General features: G+C 48.5%; 17 protein-coding genes. 7 read left to right on the top strand and 10 right to left on the bottom strand.

The features are described 5' to 3' along the window. Positions 1-2 precede the first annotated feature (2 nt). The 4 genes from KOI40_RS09420 to KOI40_RS09435 all read right to left on the bottom strand — a co-directional run bounded on the left by KOI40_RS09420 (position 3) and on the right by KOI40_RS09435 (position 4134). On the bottom strand, positions 3-707 hold the full coding sequence (locus tag KOI40_RS09420) for an NUDIX hydrolase (protein WP_216097253.1): 705 nt from the start codon (positions 705-707) through the stop codon (positions 3-5). Positions 708-877: 170 nt separating this feature from the next. Beyond that, positions 878-1741, bottom strand: coding sequence for a mechanosensitive ion channel family protein (locus KOI40_RS09425; protein WP_216097254.1), 864 nt, complete (start codon positions 1739-1741; stop codon positions 878-880). Positions 1742-1792: 51 nt separating this feature from the next. Continuing rightward, on the bottom strand, positions 1793-3178 hold the full coding sequence (locus KOI40_RS09430) for a vWA domain-containing protein (RefSeq protein WP_216097255.1): 1386 nt from the start codon (positions 3176-3178) through the stop codon (positions 1793-1795). Beyond that, positions 3178-4134, bottom strand: a complete 957-nt coding sequence (locus tag KOI40_RS09435) for an AAA family ATPase (protein ID WP_216097256.1) — start codon at positions 4132-4134, stop codon at positions 3178-3180. Before KOI40_RS09435 ends, KOI40_RS09430 begins: the two co-directional genes overlap by 1 nt. Before the next feature lie 678 nt (positions 4135-4812). On the opposite strand from KOI40_RS09435, the gene KOI40_RS09440 reads away from it, so the two are divergent. Then, the gene (locus tag KOI40_RS09440) at positions 4813-5121 is read left to right on the top strand and encodes a hypothetical protein (protein ID WP_216097257.1); all 309 of its coding nucleotides are present in this window, start codon (positions 4813-4815) and stop codon (positions 5119-5121) included. Here the strand turns inward: KOI40_RS09440 and KOI40_RS09445 are convergent. Then, positions 5096-5626, bottom strand: a complete 531-nt coding sequence (locus tag KOI40_RS09445) for a DUF3806 domain-containing protein (RefSeq protein WP_216097258.1) — start codon at positions 5624-5626, stop codon at positions 5096-5098. The two genes, KOI40_RS09440 and KOI40_RS09445, sit on opposite strands and share 26 nt — an antisense overlap. A gap of 189 nt (positions 5627-5815) precedes the next feature. On the opposite strand from KOI40_RS09445, the gene KOI40_RS09450 reads away from it, so the two are divergent. From KOI40_RS09450 to KOI40_RS09460, 3 genes are read left to right on the top strand one after another with little or no spacing between them, the layout of a single operon-like run. Next, entirely contained in the window at positions 5816-6844 is a 1029-nt protein-coding gene (locus KOI40_RS09450; RefSeq protein ID WP_216097259.1) for a nucleoid-associated protein, read from the top strand. A 51-nt stretch (positions 6845-6895) separates the two neighbouring features. Continuing rightward, the gene (locus tag KOI40_RS09455) at positions 6896-7270 is read left to right on the top strand and encodes a hypothetical protein (RefSeq protein ID WP_216097260.1); all 375 of its coding nucleotides are present in this window, start codon (positions 6896-6898) and stop codon (positions 7268-7270) included. A gap of 32 nt (positions 7271-7302) precedes the next feature. Then, positions 7303-8088, top strand: coding sequence for an AsmA family protein (locus KOI40_RS09460; RefSeq protein ID WP_216097261.1), 786 nt, complete (start codon positions 7303-7305; stop codon positions 8086-8088). Positions 8089-8164: 76 nt separating this feature from the next. Here the strand turns inward: KOI40_RS09460 and KOI40_RS09465 are convergent, their stop codons facing one another. The 3 genes from KOI40_RS09465 to KOI40_RS09475 all read right to left on the bottom strand — a co-directional run bounded on the left by KOI40_RS09465 (position 8165) and on the right by KOI40_RS09475 (position 10789). Beyond that, entirely contained in the window at positions 8165-9127 is a 963-nt protein-coding gene (locus KOI40_RS09465; protein WP_216097262.1) for an NAD(P)H-dependent flavin oxidoreductase, read from the bottom strand. Between the two features lie 283 nt (positions 9128-9410). Next, positions 9411-10019, bottom strand: coding sequence for an acyltransferase (locus KOI40_RS09470; protein ID WP_216097263.1), 609 nt, complete (start codon positions 10017-10019; stop codon positions 9411-9413). Positions 10020-10522: 503 nt separating this feature from the next. After that, the gene (locus KOI40_RS09475) at positions 10523-10789 is read right to left on the bottom strand and encodes a hypothetical protein (RefSeq protein WP_216097264.1); all 267 of its coding nucleotides are present in this window, start codon (positions 10787-10789) and stop codon (positions 10523-10525) included. Positions 10790-10927: 138 nt separating this feature from the next. Here KOI40_RS09475 and KOI40_RS09480 point away from each other — a divergent pair, with 138 nt between their 5' ends. Continuing rightward, positions 10928-11605, top strand: coding sequence for a TIGR01621 family pseudouridine synthase (locus KOI40_RS09480; protein ID WP_216097265.1), 678 nt, complete (start codon positions 10928-10930; stop codon positions 11603-11605). A gap of 62 nt (positions 11606-11667) precedes the next feature. Here the strand turns inward: KOI40_RS09480 and ppnP are convergent, their stop codons facing one another. After that, entirely contained in the window at positions 11668-11949 is a 282-nt protein-coding gene (ppnP, locus tag KOI40_RS09485) for a pyrimidine/purine nucleoside phosphorylase (RefSeq protein WP_216097266.1), read from the bottom strand. A gap of 189 nt (positions 11950-12138) precedes the next feature. Here ppnP and KOI40_RS09490 point away from each other — a divergent pair, with 189 nt between their 5' ends. Both KOI40_RS09490 and KOI40_RS09495 read left to right on the top strand, forming a co-directional pair. Continuing rightward, a complete protein-coding gene (locus KOI40_RS09490; protein WP_216097267.1) occupies positions 12139-12729 on the top strand; it encodes a DNA-J related domain-containing protein in 591 nt (196 codons plus the stop codon). 49 nt (positions 12730-12778) lie between these two features. Beyond that, positions 12779-13540 carry a spermidine synthase gene (locus KOI40_RS09495; protein ID WP_216097268.1) on the top strand — a complete coding sequence of 254 codons (762 nt, stop codon included), beginning with the start codon at positions 12779-12781 and terminating at the stop codon, positions 13538-13540. Positions 13541-13552: 12 nt separating this feature from the next. Here the strand turns inward: KOI40_RS09495 and amrB are convergent, their stop codons facing one another. Further along, a complete protein-coding gene (amrB, locus tag KOI40_RS09500) occupies positions 13553-15097 on the bottom strand; it encodes an AmmeMemoRadiSam system protein B (RefSeq protein WP_216097269.1) in 1545 nt (514 codons plus the stop codon). Positions 15098-15151: the final 54 nt, after the last annotated feature.

Raw genomic sequence — 15151 nt, forward strand, 5'->3', positions numbered from 1 at the left:
CCTTAACTTCGTAAGATATGTTGCCATCCGTGATCGCTTTGAGTGATTCGATTGCGGGCCCCTGGCGCTGAAGGATTACCGCTCTCATAGCCCGCATCATCACCGTAAAGGATGCAGACCTCCCGATTCTCCTTGACCATTTTCGGATGGTAAAAGGGTGGTTTGCGTGATTCGGCAAAAGCTTTGGCTGCCTTGATGCTATGCACCTTTGATAGCTCCAGCAGTGTGATATAGGCCGGCGGCATAATGGACAGTTGCTGCTGGCGGTGCTTTTCCAGTGCCTGGGCTGGTGTCAGCCACTGGTAATCAACAATTTCACCGTCATCGACTATCACTTCAGCCTCTTGATCCAGACTGCCGATAAGAAACCAGGTGGAAAAACGCTTGGATGAGTTCTCGGGAGTGGTCCAGTGGGAGTAGGGAATAAAGCTTGCCGGATCCACTGTTAAACCGGATTCTTCCAGGCATTCTCTGGCAGCGCCCAGTCGTGCTGCTTCCCAGCTATCAAGTGGTTGCCCGGGTGCGTCATCGGCTTCAATGCGCCCACCTGGAAATACCCAGCTGCCACCAGCAAATTTGATGGATTCAGCACGTAACAGCAGCAGCACTTCAAAAGCGTCACCGGCAGGTCGTAACAATATTACAGTGGCCGCTGGATGCGCCGGTGCGGTTGGAGAGCCATGCGATGTGTTTTGCTGTTCTGACATAATTCAATCTTTAATTCTTATTGTTTGAATCATTCTGCGGCTTTGCCAATGCTGGAGCAAGCGGCAAAGCCGACACAAGTTTGTCCAAACGAGACAACGTCTGATGCTAAATGGACACCGCTCTGAGCTGGTTGAAAAACAGAAAGATGTGCCCCCTGATTTCAACCGATTCAGGAATTGGCCGAAACCGAAGTCTGGATCGTTTCGTTGAGTACTCTGACTTCCTGCTGGGGAAAAGGAATCACCACACCGTCTTTTTGCAGGGCAGCGAAGATCCTTCGGTTCGCCTCGTATTGCAGGGCGAAATAGTGCTGCGTGGGCAGCCATATCCGAATGCCAATATTGATACTGGAGTCGCCGAAGCCTTCGATACCGACTTGAGGACGCTTGTCATCGGTAACGCTGTCGAGATCCGACAGGCAGTTCGTAATCAGGCGGATAGCCTTTTCGGGGTCTTCACTGTAGGCAATACCGATGGAGAGTTCTGCCAGGGTGTATTCAAACGAATTGTGGATGATCTCTCCCACAATGTGTCGGTTGGGTATGGTGATTTGCTCACCGTCTTCATTGGTAAGGACGGTGAAAGCAAGCTGTACCTCCTTAACCTGTCCTGACACGCCCTGGACGCTGATGGTATCGCCCACCACAAATGGGCGGGTGAGAATGATGTTGAGACCGGCACCGTAGTTGGAGAGCAATCCCTGAACGGCCAAACCAGCCCCCAGAGACAGTGCACCCACCGCAGCGAGGAAGGGGGTAATACTGATGCCTATTTTGCCCAGGGCAATGATGCCAACCATGACAAGAACGACGATTTTCGTGGCAGAGGCGATAAAGCGGCTGAGGGTAATGTCCAGCTCTTTTTTCTGGCAGAAGTTAAAAATGACCGCGCTGACCTTTCTAGCGACCAGCAGTCCAATCATGAAAATGAGCAGTGCCCCCAGGATCTGGAAGCTGTAGTTAACAAAGAACTCGACCACCAATTTGTAAATTTCCTGAGCTTGTTCCAGCTCTTTTCCTAGTTGTTCGTCCACAGTATAGTCCTTTTAAAACAATATATTATGAAGGTTATGTAAAGTTATTTCTTAACTGTTTTTCAGCAGCGATCCAAGAATGCGGCTAAGGTCCCGCAGAGAATTACAGGGTTCAATCACGGAACAATAGGGAGCGTATTCCTTCATGATTGAATCGCCACTGTCCCAGCTGTATCGGCTTTCCGGATTCAGCCAGATGACCCGTTGACTGCGTCGATACACCTCTGACCATATGTGGTTTTTACCATCACTGTTGTTGTTACGGGCATCTCCCAGCATGATCACGGTGGTTTTATTATCGATATCACTCATGGCTAGCTGCTTAAAATCCTCAAGTGCGCAGCCATAATCAGTGGGGCGATTCGCCCATTCATCCATAATATGGGCCAGAGCGTCTTCAATATCGAGGCGAGAGAATTCATCGGTAACTTCTCCCAGATTGGAAGCAAATACAAAAGATCTCACGCGCGGCAAGACGTCCTGAAGACTATACAGAAACAACAGTAAAAATCGGGCGACCCGGCTGACAGAACCACTGACATCGCAGAGCACCATGACCTTTGGGCGTTCGATGCGAGTAGATTTCCATTTCGTATGGAACAAAAAGCCATCGTATGCCGCATTGGCGGCAATGGTCTTGCGGACATCCAGCAAACCCCGTTTGGTCACTTTCCGTCTGCGGCTGTGCATGGATGCGAGCTGTTTGGCTGCTTTTTGTACCAGCCGATGCATCTGATGCATATGGCTGTGATCCACGTTGGTCAGCTTCACTTTTTGCAGATTGAATTCTCGGAGGTTTTGTCCGGACTTTTCGCTGAACAGCAGATATTGCTGTTCCACATAGTCTTTAATCTGTTCCAGCAGTCGCTGACGACGTTGTTTGATGTCTTCAATCAGTTCTGCGTTCTGAGCGTCGTCTGCAAGCTCGGAGAGCTCCCGAGTGAGCTCCCGATCTCCCATTTGCTGGAGAATACGATAGCTGACCTGTGCTTTTTGAGTAAACAGCTTCATTTCGCTGGCACCGGCAGCCTGACCATTGCCGGCGATGGTCACCTGTATCGCAGTTTGATCGTCGTTGAGCAACATTTGGCCAAGCGGGGATGTTATCTCACTGTGTTCAAGATCCCGGTGGATTTCAGAATCGTTCTTTAACCCATCAGTGTCATCTGTAGTGTCAGTGGGCGGCTGACTTAAGCTCTCTTCGCTGGCATCCGGGGATTCTGTATTCAGTTGAAAGAACTGGTCGAAGAGCTCTTCCAGCTGAAGGCGATGGGGCAGGTTTTTGGCGAGAGTCATCCCCAGCGCCGACTTCAGCTGATCAGGGTTTTCAAACCCAATCAGTTTGACGGCATGCAAGGCATCCAGGGTTTCCGCCGGTGAAACGGGCAAACCATGATGTCGCAGCGAATGTATAAAATCGCCAATAACCTGTTGCATTAGGGACCTGAGGCTCCAGCTTGACGCATCTTTTGCAGTAACTGGTTAAGCTCGGGTTCAACCACTTCGATATCTTCCTGAAATTTCAGCAACAGGTTCAGGGTACTTTCTATCCAGTCGCGGTCCAGATTCTCCACATTCAACAGTAAAAGCGCCCTGGCCCAGTCAATACTTTCGCTGACTGCCGGAACCTTCTTCAGAGCCATCTGACGCAGCTGCTTGACGAATTCAACCACTTGTTTGCGCAGCGCCTCTCCCATGTCGGGAACCTGACTGGCGATGATTTTCTGCTCCAGTTTGGGGTCAGGGAAGGGAATGTAGAGGTGCAGGCAGCGCCGTTTTAGGGCATCCCCCAGTTCACGGGTATTGTTACTGGTGAGGATAACAATAGGGCGTGAAGTCGCCTTGACGGTGCCTATCTCAGGGATGGAAACCTGATAATCGGACAATAATTCGAGCAGGAAGGCTTCAAATTCCTGGTCGGCCTTGTCAATTTCATCTATCAACAGAATGGCGCCTTCAGGTTCCCTCAAGGCCTGTAGAAGAGGGCGTGTTTCAAGGAATTCCTCAGAATAGAAGATATCCCCAAACTGATGCAGGCGCTCAACCGATTCATCCAGTCCTTTGGCGCCACGCATTACATCACCGAGTTGATCCTTTAGTAACTGTGTATAAAGGAGTTGTTTGCCATATTTCCACTCGTAGAGCGCTTTGGCTTCATCGAGCCCCTCATAGCACTGCATACGAATTAATGGCGAAGACAGATATTCAGAGGTCTTTTTGGCCAGCTCGGTTTTGCCAACACCAGGAGGGCCTTCTACCAAGATGGGCTTTTGCAGCTGGCAGGCGAGGTATACCGCCGTTGCGATGGAATCACTGCAGATATAACCCAGCTTTTCAAAATTTTTACGGATCTCCTCGGGAGAGCGAATTTTATCCTGATGCCTAATAATCAAAGCCTGACCCTTTTGCCTTTTAAGGTTGTCTTATCCTACTGTTTTTTGTAGCAAAAGTCGTTGTTACCCAAGGGATCAATTGCAGCTGGAAGTGCTTTCTTTTTGGTCCCAGACGCGTAAAATTCGTACTTTTGTCTCAAATACGGTGCAAATATTGCAAGGCCACGTACCATTTAATGTACTTGGCGCGTAATCATCTAAACTTAGTAACAGTGAATTCGTAGTTTGGGGTTGCACTCAAGAATCTATGGGTAGGGAAGTGGCAGGTAGTTTAAACGGCATCTTAGGTGTGGCTATAACCGATCATGCGGCATTAGGACGTGTGGTTGCAGTAATGCCTCTATGGGGAAGCTTATGAGCAGATTGGTTTCTATGCTTACCCCTAAAGAGCGGAATTGTCTGGATTTTGCACTGCACTTGAGACAGCGGGCATTAAGGCGACGCCTTACTTCCTTCAGGAGTGTATTCTGGCCCAGGCCTTTAAGGAATCTGGCCTGGTCTGAAGTCCGTTGGCGTCGTTTTTTGCAGGGGCTGTGTCTGACCTTGATTTGGCCATTGTTTTTTCTTGGCGGGCTGTTGCGTTATCTCTGGAGCCTGGTCAGTTTTCCCTTCAGATATTACCGAACTCTCGTATTGCCTAAAGGGATAAGGTCGCCCGGAGAAAAAACATTGCTGGGAATGGACAATGCCTTTAAGCCGGTACTAGTCCTTAATGAGCGGGATTACATAGAGTGTGTCGATCAGTGGGTGGAAATCCTGTTTGGTGCGGCGACCGCGCGGGAGAAGTCCCTGACGGTGTACTTGTCGAGCGTCTCAGCAGAGCGATGCGCCATACTGGGAGTCGATGCTTGCGAGTCTAACGATAGCGGTTTCCGCAGTGAAATACGGATTGCAAAGCAGCGTTTATCCCGCGATTTGGGGCATTACCTCTCGCCAACCAGGACTCAGGCTGCTCGTCATTCTAGTCTTGAGTCGCTTGCGTCTTGAGCACTGCCGCATCATAAGGGTTTTGTGGCAGATAGGGTTTGATCATCTCAGAGGTTTCCTGGTACAGATCTGCGACGTTTGGCAAAATTCCAACCGCCATGCGGCGTGACAGCATGGTAATCGGGAAAAGGCACTGTTCTGTGCCCGGCGCACAGGCAGCTCGACTCTTCCCCAGTTTGTCTTTGTAGCTTTTCCATTCCAGTCCCATGTCTTTCACCATCACATCACCTAATACGGCGCCCAGAGCCTGTTGAGCCAGGTGGTCCTCTTTGCTGATCAGACCTTTGTTGATGATCCTCTGGAGCAATTCCAGATCGGCCTTGGTTCCCCGGATTGGCTCGCCAAAGTTGGTTCGTGTGATTTCGTCGATCTGCTTGATCTGCTGTTCTGTATGCTGGTTTTGCAACCAGTTCAAGTCGGTGATCTCGACGGGACCGTCACTGTTGGCCCAGACGGGAGCGGAGAGACAGCAAAGAATGATTAAAAAGTGAGCTAAAGAGCGCATGGTCAGTTTGCCTGTTGTTGCAATAAGTTGTCACACAAGTCGTAGAGCATTAATCGAGGGGCATTATAGAGCCTGCTGTGTCCCGATGCAGCTTATCCGCGAAATCCGTCAATCCTGTTGCAGGTTATGGCGGTTGGCGGCTTATAATGGCTGTTTTCGTTGTCAGTCCAGAATCCCTCAGGAGTAAAAATGCCTCTCAGCCATTGTATTGCCCACGCTATTCGCCGTGCGGGAACCGAAGCCCCCGTAGAAGTCACTTTGCGTGAGCAGCCTATGTCGAACACCGCTTATCTGGAAGAGCTGGTGCGAGAGTTAAAAAACTCGTATGTCGGTAAAGCTGGAAAGCAATATGGACAATTCCATCATGATCTTTCGATCTCGTTAGTGTCCCAATGGTTGCGTGAGTTTCGTGAAGAAAAGTTAAGTTTTGAGCGTTTTACAGCTAAAGCGACCGAGCACTTACAATCTTTGCTGAGTGACACTGAAGTCGTTGTCGATGGACATCTGTTGTTTGCCATCGAAAGTCTGGCCGATGCGGATTCTCTGTATGTATTTTTGATTTTGCATAATGAAGGTGTTTACCTGGACGGAGACCTGACATTACAGACTTCGCGTTTTCTGGATGTTCGAGGTGTCCTCTTGGGGGCTAAAATTGATATGACGGCCTGGCTGAGTGAAGGTGATGGCAGTTACCTCAGTGTCTTGAGAGCCCGTGGCGATAAAGACCTGACTGACCAGTTCTGGAAGTGGATTGGTTTTGCGGATCAGCGTGACATCAGTGCCGAAACAACGGCTTTCCTGGATGTGGTCTCGGCCTACAGCGACACCCTTGAAGAAGAGGAAGTGCAGGTCTATCGCAATAAAATCGTCGATTATTGTCTGGATCAGGATAAACGGGGTGAGCCGGTTGTGATCCGAGACTTATCTGAGCACGTTAATGATAGTGCTCCGGAGAAGTTCGCTGAGTTTGTTAAGTCACGAAACGATGAAACCCCGGATCAACTTATTCCCGACAGACGTCAGTTGAAGCAATATGTCCGTATCAGTGGTCGAAACGATCAACTGAGTATGAGCTTTGCGGCGGACTGTCTGGGTGAGACCATCGTCTACGATAAAAATGATGACAGTTTAACGATTCGCAACATTCCTGCGCCTCTTAAGCTAAGGTTAATCAAGCATATGCAAAAGTTAACGACAGGTTCTGTCAGCGACGATTAACAATCCCATTGAGGGGTGCATTTCTTATAAATAAGTCAGAGGTGTTTCATCATGCAAAAGTTAATATTAGCACTGCTTGTGGTGGTCATAGCAGGAATGGGCTGGATGTACTATGACGGTCAGCAGCAATTGAAAGAGGCCAGATTACAAAGTCAGCAACTGGAACAGCAGCTCGCCTTATTGAATAAAGAAGTGGCTGCGCTCAGTGAACAGGTAGAGAAACTGGGTGATAACAGTGTTGAAGGACTGGTCAGGCAAGCCAATAACGCCATACTGGATGGTTGGGAGTCATTGGTAAACAGTGTCGAAAACGAGTTGAAAAAGGCACGTGAAAAGGTGCAGCAACAGCAAAATAGCGGGGCACAAAATGCACCCGCCGAGCCTGATGCATCTGAGGACATTCCGAAGAGCCCCGAACAGATCTAAAGCATCGTTACACAACATCATAAGGAGATAGAATGAAGGCATTTAAAATTGTTGCAGGACTTGTCGTCGCAGTTATAGCCATTGCGGCTGTGGCGGTTGTTTTGGTTTTGCAAAACCTCGACCAGATGATTAAAACCGTGGTCGAGGAATCAGGGAGTGAGGTTTTAGGTACTGAAGTTCGGCTTGAAAGCTCGAAAATCACCCTCAAAGAAGGGCGGGGTGAATTACACAATCTGACCATTGCCAATCCACCCGGATTCAGCCAGGACAGCGCCTTCAGTCTGGGTGAAATTGCACTGGATATTGATCTTAAAAGTCTCGGTGGCGATGTCATTGTATTGAACGAAGTACTGGTCAGCGATGCTCATCTGTTGGTCGAGGAAAAGGCGTTAACCCAGATCAATGTTCAGACCCTGATGGATAACGTCAAGAAAAACACAGCTTCTGGTAAAGGCAGTAATACAAGCGGTGAACAGGCGGCTGACTCGGAGTCTATGCCCGCGGAAGAAACCAAACTGGCGATAGAGAAATTTACGCTTCAGGGAATTAATATGCGCATTATCACTGCAGAATGGGGAGAGCGTTCCTTGACCCTGCCACCTCTTCAGTTAACCAATCTGGGCTCACGAGATAATGGTCTTACTCCTGAAGAAATGACTCAGGCTATTATCAAACCTGTGTTGGCGAAAGCTGAAAAAGCCGCTAAGGATGAGCTTCAGGATTTGGCCAAAGAGAAAGCCGAAGAGAAACTGAAAGAAAAGTTAAGTGAAGAAGACAGCGAAAAACTGGATCAGCTGAAATCGTTGTTTGGCCGATGAGTTATGGTGAACAGAGTATAAGCGGATACTAAAAAAGGCCCATTAGGGCCTTTTTTAGTATTGGGTGGGGGATTTTTCACCGGTTGATTCGTGCTTTGGCAGCGGCGTATTGCTCTTTGAGTTGCTCAACAAATTCGGCAACCGTTTGAACCTTATGGACGGCACCAATCCCCTGACCGCAACCCCAGATATCTTTCCAGGCTTTGCTGGACTGGTTGCCTCCTGAGCCAAAATTCATTTTTGAAGGATCACTTTCGGCCAGATTATCAGGATCCAGGCCGGCAGCTGTGATTGATGGTTTCAGGTAATTGCCATGTACGCCGGTGAAAAGATTACTGTAAACAATATCTTCTGCTCCGCTGTCGACAATCATATTCTTGTAGCCATCGACGGCATTGGCTTCTTTCGTGGCGATAAATGCTGATCCAATGTAGCCGAGATCGGCTCCCATGGCCTGAGCGGCGAGGATGGCATCCCCAGTGGCAATGCAGCCTGATAATAAAAGAGGTCCGTCAAACCACTCGCGGATTTCCTGAATCAGGGCAATCGGTGACAGGTTGCCTGCGTGCCCGCCAGCTCCTGTGGCGACAGCAATAAGGCCGTTTGCCCCTTTTTTAACAGCTTTTTTAGCAAAGGAATTATTCACGATGTCATGCAGGGTAATGCCACCGTAAGACTGAATCGCCTGATTGACGTCTTCACGTGCTCCCAGAGAGGTAATAACAATCGGCACCTTGTACTTTACGCAAAGTGCGAGGTCTTCTTCGAGGCGGTCGTTCGATTTGTGAACGATCTGATTCACTGCAAAGGGCGCCGCAGGCTTGTCTGGATTTTCAGCGTTGTAGGCATCAAGCGCTTCGGTGATTTGTATCAGCCATTGTTCAAACTCTCCTTTACCGCGAGCGTTCAGAGAGGGAAAAGAGCCAACGACACCGGCTTTGCATTGCTCAATCACCATGGTGGGGTTAGAGACAATAAACATGGGTGAGGCAACGGCAGGGACAGACAAGCGGCCTTTAAGAATATCGGGTAAAGACATATTGATACCTGTAATCTAAATATTGAAGCTGCTTTAATGAATAAGACTTAAGGCAATTTCAAGAGTGAAGTTTTTATAATCTCAGCATTTTTTTATCCATTGGGCCTTAGCTTCAAGGCTGTTCTTATTGGACAGGAGATGAGAATAACACTGAAAAAACCAGCTGCACAGAAAGGGCAATTAGATAATTTCTGTAAGGGTATTCTTCTTGCGGGAATCACCAAAATGCTGTCGAAATTGGCTTGATGACAAACAGGAAAGGAGCGTAAGGCGACCCTTCTTTCTAGCGTTCTCCGATGATTCTGGCAGGGTTTCCAGCGACTTTCATGCCAGAAGGAACATCCTTGGTGACTACGCTTCCCATACCGATAATCGCTTTATCGCCAATGTTTACACCATCAACAATGCTGACATTAGCACCAATCCAGACATCTTTACCGATATGGATACCTTTTGACGTGACTGGCTGATCCTGGATCAATCGGTCGGGAGACATCCCGTGATTAAAGGCAAACATGCAGACCTGGGCTGCTATTCTGGTGTTGTCGCCAATGACGATTCCGGCTCTTCCTCCATCCAGAGTAACCGACTGATTGATACTCACGCCATTGCCAAGAGTGATCGGGCCATGGAGAAAGCTGTTGGCGGCAATATGGGTTTTGTCGCCAAGCGATACAGTGCGACCCGGTTCAGCAAACAAATTGGCTTCTGGGGCGATAAAACAGTCCTGTCCAACGACAATGGTTTCCAGTTGGCAAAAGCGCTGTTGTACCTCTTGCTGCCAAGCTTCAGCCCAGACACGATGTTTGGGCTTGAGTGAATAATATAGCCATGGCATATAGCTCAGGCGTCGCTTGTGTTGCTGGCGGTATTCCTCTGTCATATCGCTCATTGACGGGCGTCCGTGTGATTAACTCAGTATAAATGGCCCGCAAAGTCTATCACAGCGTATTCATGCCAGTGAGTTCCAGACGCATTAATGGTTAAGAAGGAATTGGGCGAGAAATAAATTCAGGTGAGTGACAAACAGGAGGGAGAAAGTGGTGCCCGCATATCGACCCAGGTTAAGAAGTTAACTAATATGCGGTTCGGTTCAACGGATCTCATATGATCATCGTTGCCATCGCTTAGTTGAGAGTACTTAATAAAGCACTCGTGGGGTTTCCCCTTTCGACTAGCCGATATCACGGACACCTGAAACCAGTATAGCAGCAGTAGGGCGGAGTACAGGCTGAGGTCTGTGATAACAAAAAAATTGCTGAAACCCACAGGATTTGGTCGAAAGTTCCCAAGCTGCGTGCCTGGTATGTCAGAGTTTTTCTGCAGTTCCACCGGATAGCGGCCAGAAATCACCGCTTGTATCTGGAGGCTCTGGCAAAAGCTCTTACCAAGGATTCAGCCACCGCCATGGGAAGGTTCATCAATAATGACAGTACCATCCAGGCAGGTTATCTTGATGCCGTCCAGCCGGGGGTGGTTGTCTGTTTTCAGTCGTTCAATGACGTCAGCTCTGTCCAGTAGGACCGTGCCTATGTGAAGCACTCTCACTGCAACCCCTTCACAGCTGTTGTGCAGGAGCAGATCCCTTAGTTGCAAACTGTTGACCTCGTAGCGGCCAGTGGGAAACAGTTCGTAGACTTCCTCAAATTTGTCGTAATTCATCAATGCTCCTTAAAAAAGTTCTATGCTCTAACTGTATTCTCAGAGGTAATTGAATACTTCTTGAGGGTATAGATATATTATCGAGCTTATAACTAATGACACCCGTATACCATTAAATCTAATTGGAGGTGGGCTCTTTTGCAATATTCCCTCATTGAGCGTAACGATGATTTTGTTGTGATTAATAAGGCTCCCGGTGTCACGGTTCAGCGGGACGATGGACAGCATGGCTTGCTGGAAAAGGTGGCTTCTGATCTTGGCCTTGAGAAGCTATTCCCGGTCCATCGGTTGGACAAGCCAACATCTGGAGTTTTATTGATGGCCTGCCGGCCGGAAAGCAATCAGGTATTGTCAGGCCTGTTTCAAGCTCGTGAAGTGGAAAAGTATTACCTTGCCCTGAGTTTTAACAAGCCCAAAAAGAAGCAAGGCAGCATTAAAGGGGATATGGAAAAGGCGCGTCGGGGCAGCTGGAAGTTGACGACGACTCAGAAGAACCCGGCGGTGACCCAGTTTTTCAGTCAGTCACTGGCGCCTGGAGTTCGAAGCTATCTTCTCAAACCGCATACGGGCAAGACACATCAGTTAAGAGTGGCCATGCGATCACTGGGGGCCCCAATACTCGGGGACAAGCGTTATGGCGGAGAGGACAGTGACCGAACCTACTTACACGCCTGGCAGTTAAGCTTTCCCTGGAATGGGGAAACAAAGCGTTTTAAGGCCTTGCCTGAGCAGGGGGAGTATTTTCTGAATCCGGCTTTCTTTACTTCGATTGAGCCGTGGGGGAAACCTGAATTGCTGGAATGGCCCAAAATATGAGCTTCTGCCCCTGTAATCTTTACGTTTACAGGGGCTCAGAGCGTTAGCCTTGTTTCAAGTACTTACTCGTACAGGCACAAGTAGGCGCTTTCAACATCGGCCTTTACCTGAAAGGTTTGATTGGCTTCCACGATAAATGTCTCACCCTTTTTGAACGTGGCCCAGTCATCAGCTCCAGGCAATTTAACGGTCAGGCTGCCGCTGGTTACCGTCATATATTCTTTTTGACTGGTACCAAACTCATACTCGCCCTGAGCCATCACACCAATGGTGGCTGGTAAGGTTTCGGTTTGAAAGGCGATGGAGGTGACTTTACCGTCGAAATATTGATTTGTTTTGAACATGGTGAACCTCAAATAAAAAAACGACAGGTACCATACGGCAAGTACCCATGGAGGGCGGCAATTATACTGAGCGTCCAGACCCTTGACCAGATGGCTTTTGACGACAAGGTGAGCCTGGCAGATTCACACGAATGAACAGCGTTAACCCCTTTCCTCTGGTAAGCTGGAAGCAAATCAGCAGGAGACGTTTTGGATAATCCATTAATTGCACCGATTGAGCGAATTTTGACCGCCTCGCCTGGCGTTAGTTGGACAGAGCACGCTGTTATTCGTCATTTGATCGATTTGAACTATTTATCGCCCGATTATGGGCGGGAATCACTTGGCCTTTTTCAGACCCATTTTTTGGTCATGAATGCCCTCTACCAGTTGCGAAACAAGTTTATAGACTCGCAAGCAGGCTGTTTAACGATTTCTGCTTTATCGATTGTTTTTACTCCTCGCGCTGGACTCCAGGAGGAATGGGATGAAAACCAGCAGGAACTGACTGAGGTCAGTCCGTTGTTGGCTGATTACTATCTATCCTGGGAAACCTTCACATCTGCATCCACTGAATCAGTGGATGAATTGTTGAACAGCTTTTGGAGGCGATATGGCGCTCAGGATGATCGTCTCGAAGCGCTGGAGCTGATGGGGTTACAGGAGCCAGTGACGATGGTGCAGATTAAAAAACGCTACCGTGAAAAAGCCATGATTTTACACCCCGATCGAGGGGGCAGTGATTCTCAGTTGGCCGAGCTAAACGGAGCTCTGGATACCTTGAAGCGTTACTACTCCTGATAGCCTGTTCCTCTGACCTAAACGAACTTATTCATTACATCCGTTATTTATGGCTATTGTTTGGCAAAAAAAAGTTTCCCGCGATAACGAGCTTGACCATTACGAAGTACGTTCCGCTGGACGTACCCGACGTCTTTACACCAATGGTGTATTTCATAGCCAATACAGCCCTTCTCGACCCGTCGCCGGGTCGGTATGGGATCTGCTGTTGCTGCCAGCATTCTTCCACCCTTTAGGCAGTGTCAAGCGAGTATTGGTTTTGGGCGTGGGTGGTGGTGCCGTCATGAAGCAATTAGAGTATTTTCTACAGCCGGAGCTCGTTATGGGCGTTGAGCTGAACAGGATTCACTTGCAGGTTGCAAAACGTTTTTTCCATGTGCGTGGTGACGCCTTTCAGCTGATCGAGGCTGATGCGGTCCAATGGTTAAAGCAATATCAGGGGCCGCCGTTTGATTTGATTATTGACGATCTTTTTGGGGAAGAGGGCGGTGAGCCTTGCAGGGCGGTACCCCTTGATGAAAGTTGGTGTGCCACCTTAAAGCAGAATGTGACGGAAGAGGGTTCTGTGGTTGTGAATTTTGATACTCACAAAGCTCTGGCAAACTGTTTTTGGCTTGATAAAAGTATTAACCCCTGGCAACAGGTGTATCAGTTTACGACTCCGCTGTATTCGAATTGTGTGACTTTGTTTACACAGCAGACAACTTCTCGGACCGAGTTTCGACAAAATCTCATGAGTTTTAAAGAGCTTGATCAAACAAAAGCCAGTTGCCGTCTTAACTACCAACTTCGTCAATGGCACAGCCTTTAACGCCCCAATTTATCAGCTGAAATCTTTCTCCGAAAATTGCGCAGTAGAGTAACGCCAGGCTTTGATATCATCTGGCCAGGCTCCTACAGTAAGTCCTGCCTTTTGTTTAAGGTGCAGTAAGAATTCGTCAGCGGTTTTAAGCTGATCCCATACGGTGGGCAAGAAGGTAGCGCGGTGGTGTCCCGATTCTATCGTAATGCCGTCTTGTCCGGGGGTCATCTGTTGCAGGAAATCTCTCTCAGATGAAAATTCGATAGGGTATTCAGAAGACAACACAGAAATTTCGATATCGATCAACTTCAATTCATCTTCTGTCACAGGTTGGTAGCGGTAATCGCGAAACGCGGCGGATTGAGCGTGTTCAATAACGTCGAAATAGAGGGGTTGGTAGGCTTGCAGTGCCCCCATGCAACCTCTCAGTTCTCCATGCTTTTTCAGGGTTACAAAACAGCTCCAGTTGTTGTTGACAATTTCAGGAATGGATCCAGAGAGCAGTTTCATGTCTGGATTCAGATGATGCTCGATAGCTGAGCGAGCAAGATTCAGCAGGAAACGTTTCTCGGAGGCGTTCAGCTTAATCGGTTGGTAGCTGCGGTCTGTTTCTCGGTCGGTGGGTTCTGGTTTTAAAACAGAGGGAGCCTGCTGCTTCGGGTTGGTTTCACTTGGGTGTCTCTTGGCCGCTGTAGTCCTGTTGGTCAGTGAGGTTGAATCTGATCGGGTTTTGCTTGTCAGAGCGAAAGCACCGTATCCCACCACTCGATCTTTGTTGCCACAAGTATCACCTGAATTACCACGTTCAATGCATTGAACAGCAAGCTGCGCAGCAAAATTACTCATCATCAGTCCATTGATTGCCCTGCAGCCGCAGGCTTCATCACCGCTTAGGGAAGAAGAGCGCTGGCAGATGGCTTCCGAAGTGCTTTTGTCTTTAATGTTTGCGGTCTGGTATTCATGGAAGTGGCTCAGATCGGAGCTGACGATGGTTAGAAAGTTATCCAGACTCAAGCCTTCCTGCAGGTATTCATCGACAAGATCGTCAATAATCTGGGCGATATGCTGAGGAGGAACATTACCTACAAGCAGGGGGACCAGCTCAAATTTCCCCAAAGTTTCCTGAAGATAGGGAAGTTGCACCTCCAGGCTGTGCTCTGAATGATGGGCTTTTTTATCATCTTTAATGAGAAGCTGCTGTTTGAGCTGGTAGAGCGCACGGGTATCCAGTTGAATTTCACCTAAAGGTGTTTCAAAACGATCACAATCCGGTGACGCAACACCGTGAAAGCTCACACGATGTGCTGGACCCAGCAGTAAAACCCGGCGGATTTTCTCAGGGGCCGGTAGGCTGACATAGGCAGAGGCAGCAATGTTACCGGAGTAAATGTAGCCGGCATGAGGCACAATCAGTGCCTGAGGATTGTCGCTGAAATTCTCTTTGTTAATTCGACCCTGAGCATCCATGAGAAGAGCTTGTACGGAGCTGCGCAATCGATCCGCCTGTGCCGGATAAAAACTTCCGGCAACAGCCGCAGGCCGCGTAATCGGATTTACTGATGGCATTCCAACTCATCCCGTAGCAGAAATTAATCATTTCTCCATAATTATAGAAGAAAA

The organism is Pseudomaricurvus albidus, from assembly GCF_018863235.1.
In the GTDB taxonomy this organism is placed as follows: Bacteria; Pseudomonadota; Gammaproteobacteria; order Pseudomonadales; family Cellvibrionaceae; genus Pseudomaricurvus; species Pseudomaricurvus albidus.

Bases quoted from the DNA above. Each gene is read 5' to 3' on its own strand.
- KOI40_RS09420 (WP_216097253.1), bottom strand. From the start codon at position 707: ATGTCAGAACAGCAAAACACATCGCATGGCTCTCCAACCGCACCGGCG.
- KOI40_RS09430 (WP_216097255.1), bottom strand. From the start codon at position 3,178: ATGCAACAGGTTATTGGCGATTTTATACATTCGCTGCGACATCATGGT.
- KOI40_RS09440 (WP_216097257.1), top strand. From the start codon at position 4,813: ATGGACAATGCCTTTAAGCCGGTACTAGTCCTTAATGAGCGGGATTAC.
- KOI40_RS09445 (WP_216097258.1), bottom strand. From the start codon at position 5,626: ATGCGCTCTTTAGCTCACTTTTTAATCATTCTTTGCTGTCTCTCCGCT.
- KOI40_RS09450 (WP_216097259.1), top strand. From the start codon at position 5,816: ATGCCTCTCAGCCATTGTATTGCCCACGCTATTCGCCGTGCGGGAACC.
- KOI40_RS09455 (WP_216097260.1), top strand. From the start codon at position 6,896: ATGCAAAAGTTAATATTAGCACTGCTTGTGGTGGTCATAGCAGGAATG.
- KOI40_RS09460 (WP_216097261.1), top strand. From the start codon at position 7,303: ATGAAGGCATTTAAAATTGTTGCAGGACTTGTCGTCGCAGTTATAGCC.
- KOI40_RS09465 (WP_216097262.1), bottom strand. From the start codon at position 9,127: ATGTCTTTACCCGATATTCTTAAAGGCCGCTTGTCTGTCCCTGCCGTT.
- KOI40_RS09470 (WP_216097263.1), bottom strand. From the start codon at position 10,019: ATGAGCGATATGACAGAGGAATACCGCCAGCAACACAAGCGACGCCTG.
- KOI40_RS09475 (WP_216097264.1), bottom strand. From the start codon at position 10,789: ATGAATTACGACAAATTTGAGGAAGTCTACGAACTGTTTCCCACTGGC.
- ppnP (WP_216097266.1), bottom strand. From the start codon at position 11,949: ATGTTCAAAACAAATCAATATTTCGACGGTAAAGTCACCTCCATCGCC.
- KOI40_RS09495 (WP_216097268.1), top strand. From the start codon at position 12,779: ATGGCTATTGTTTGGCAAAAAAAAGTTTCCCGCGATAACGAGCTTGAC.
- amrB (WP_216097269.1), bottom strand. From the start codon at position 15,097: ATGCCATCAGTAAATCCGATTACGCGGCCTGCGGCTGTTGCCGGAAGT.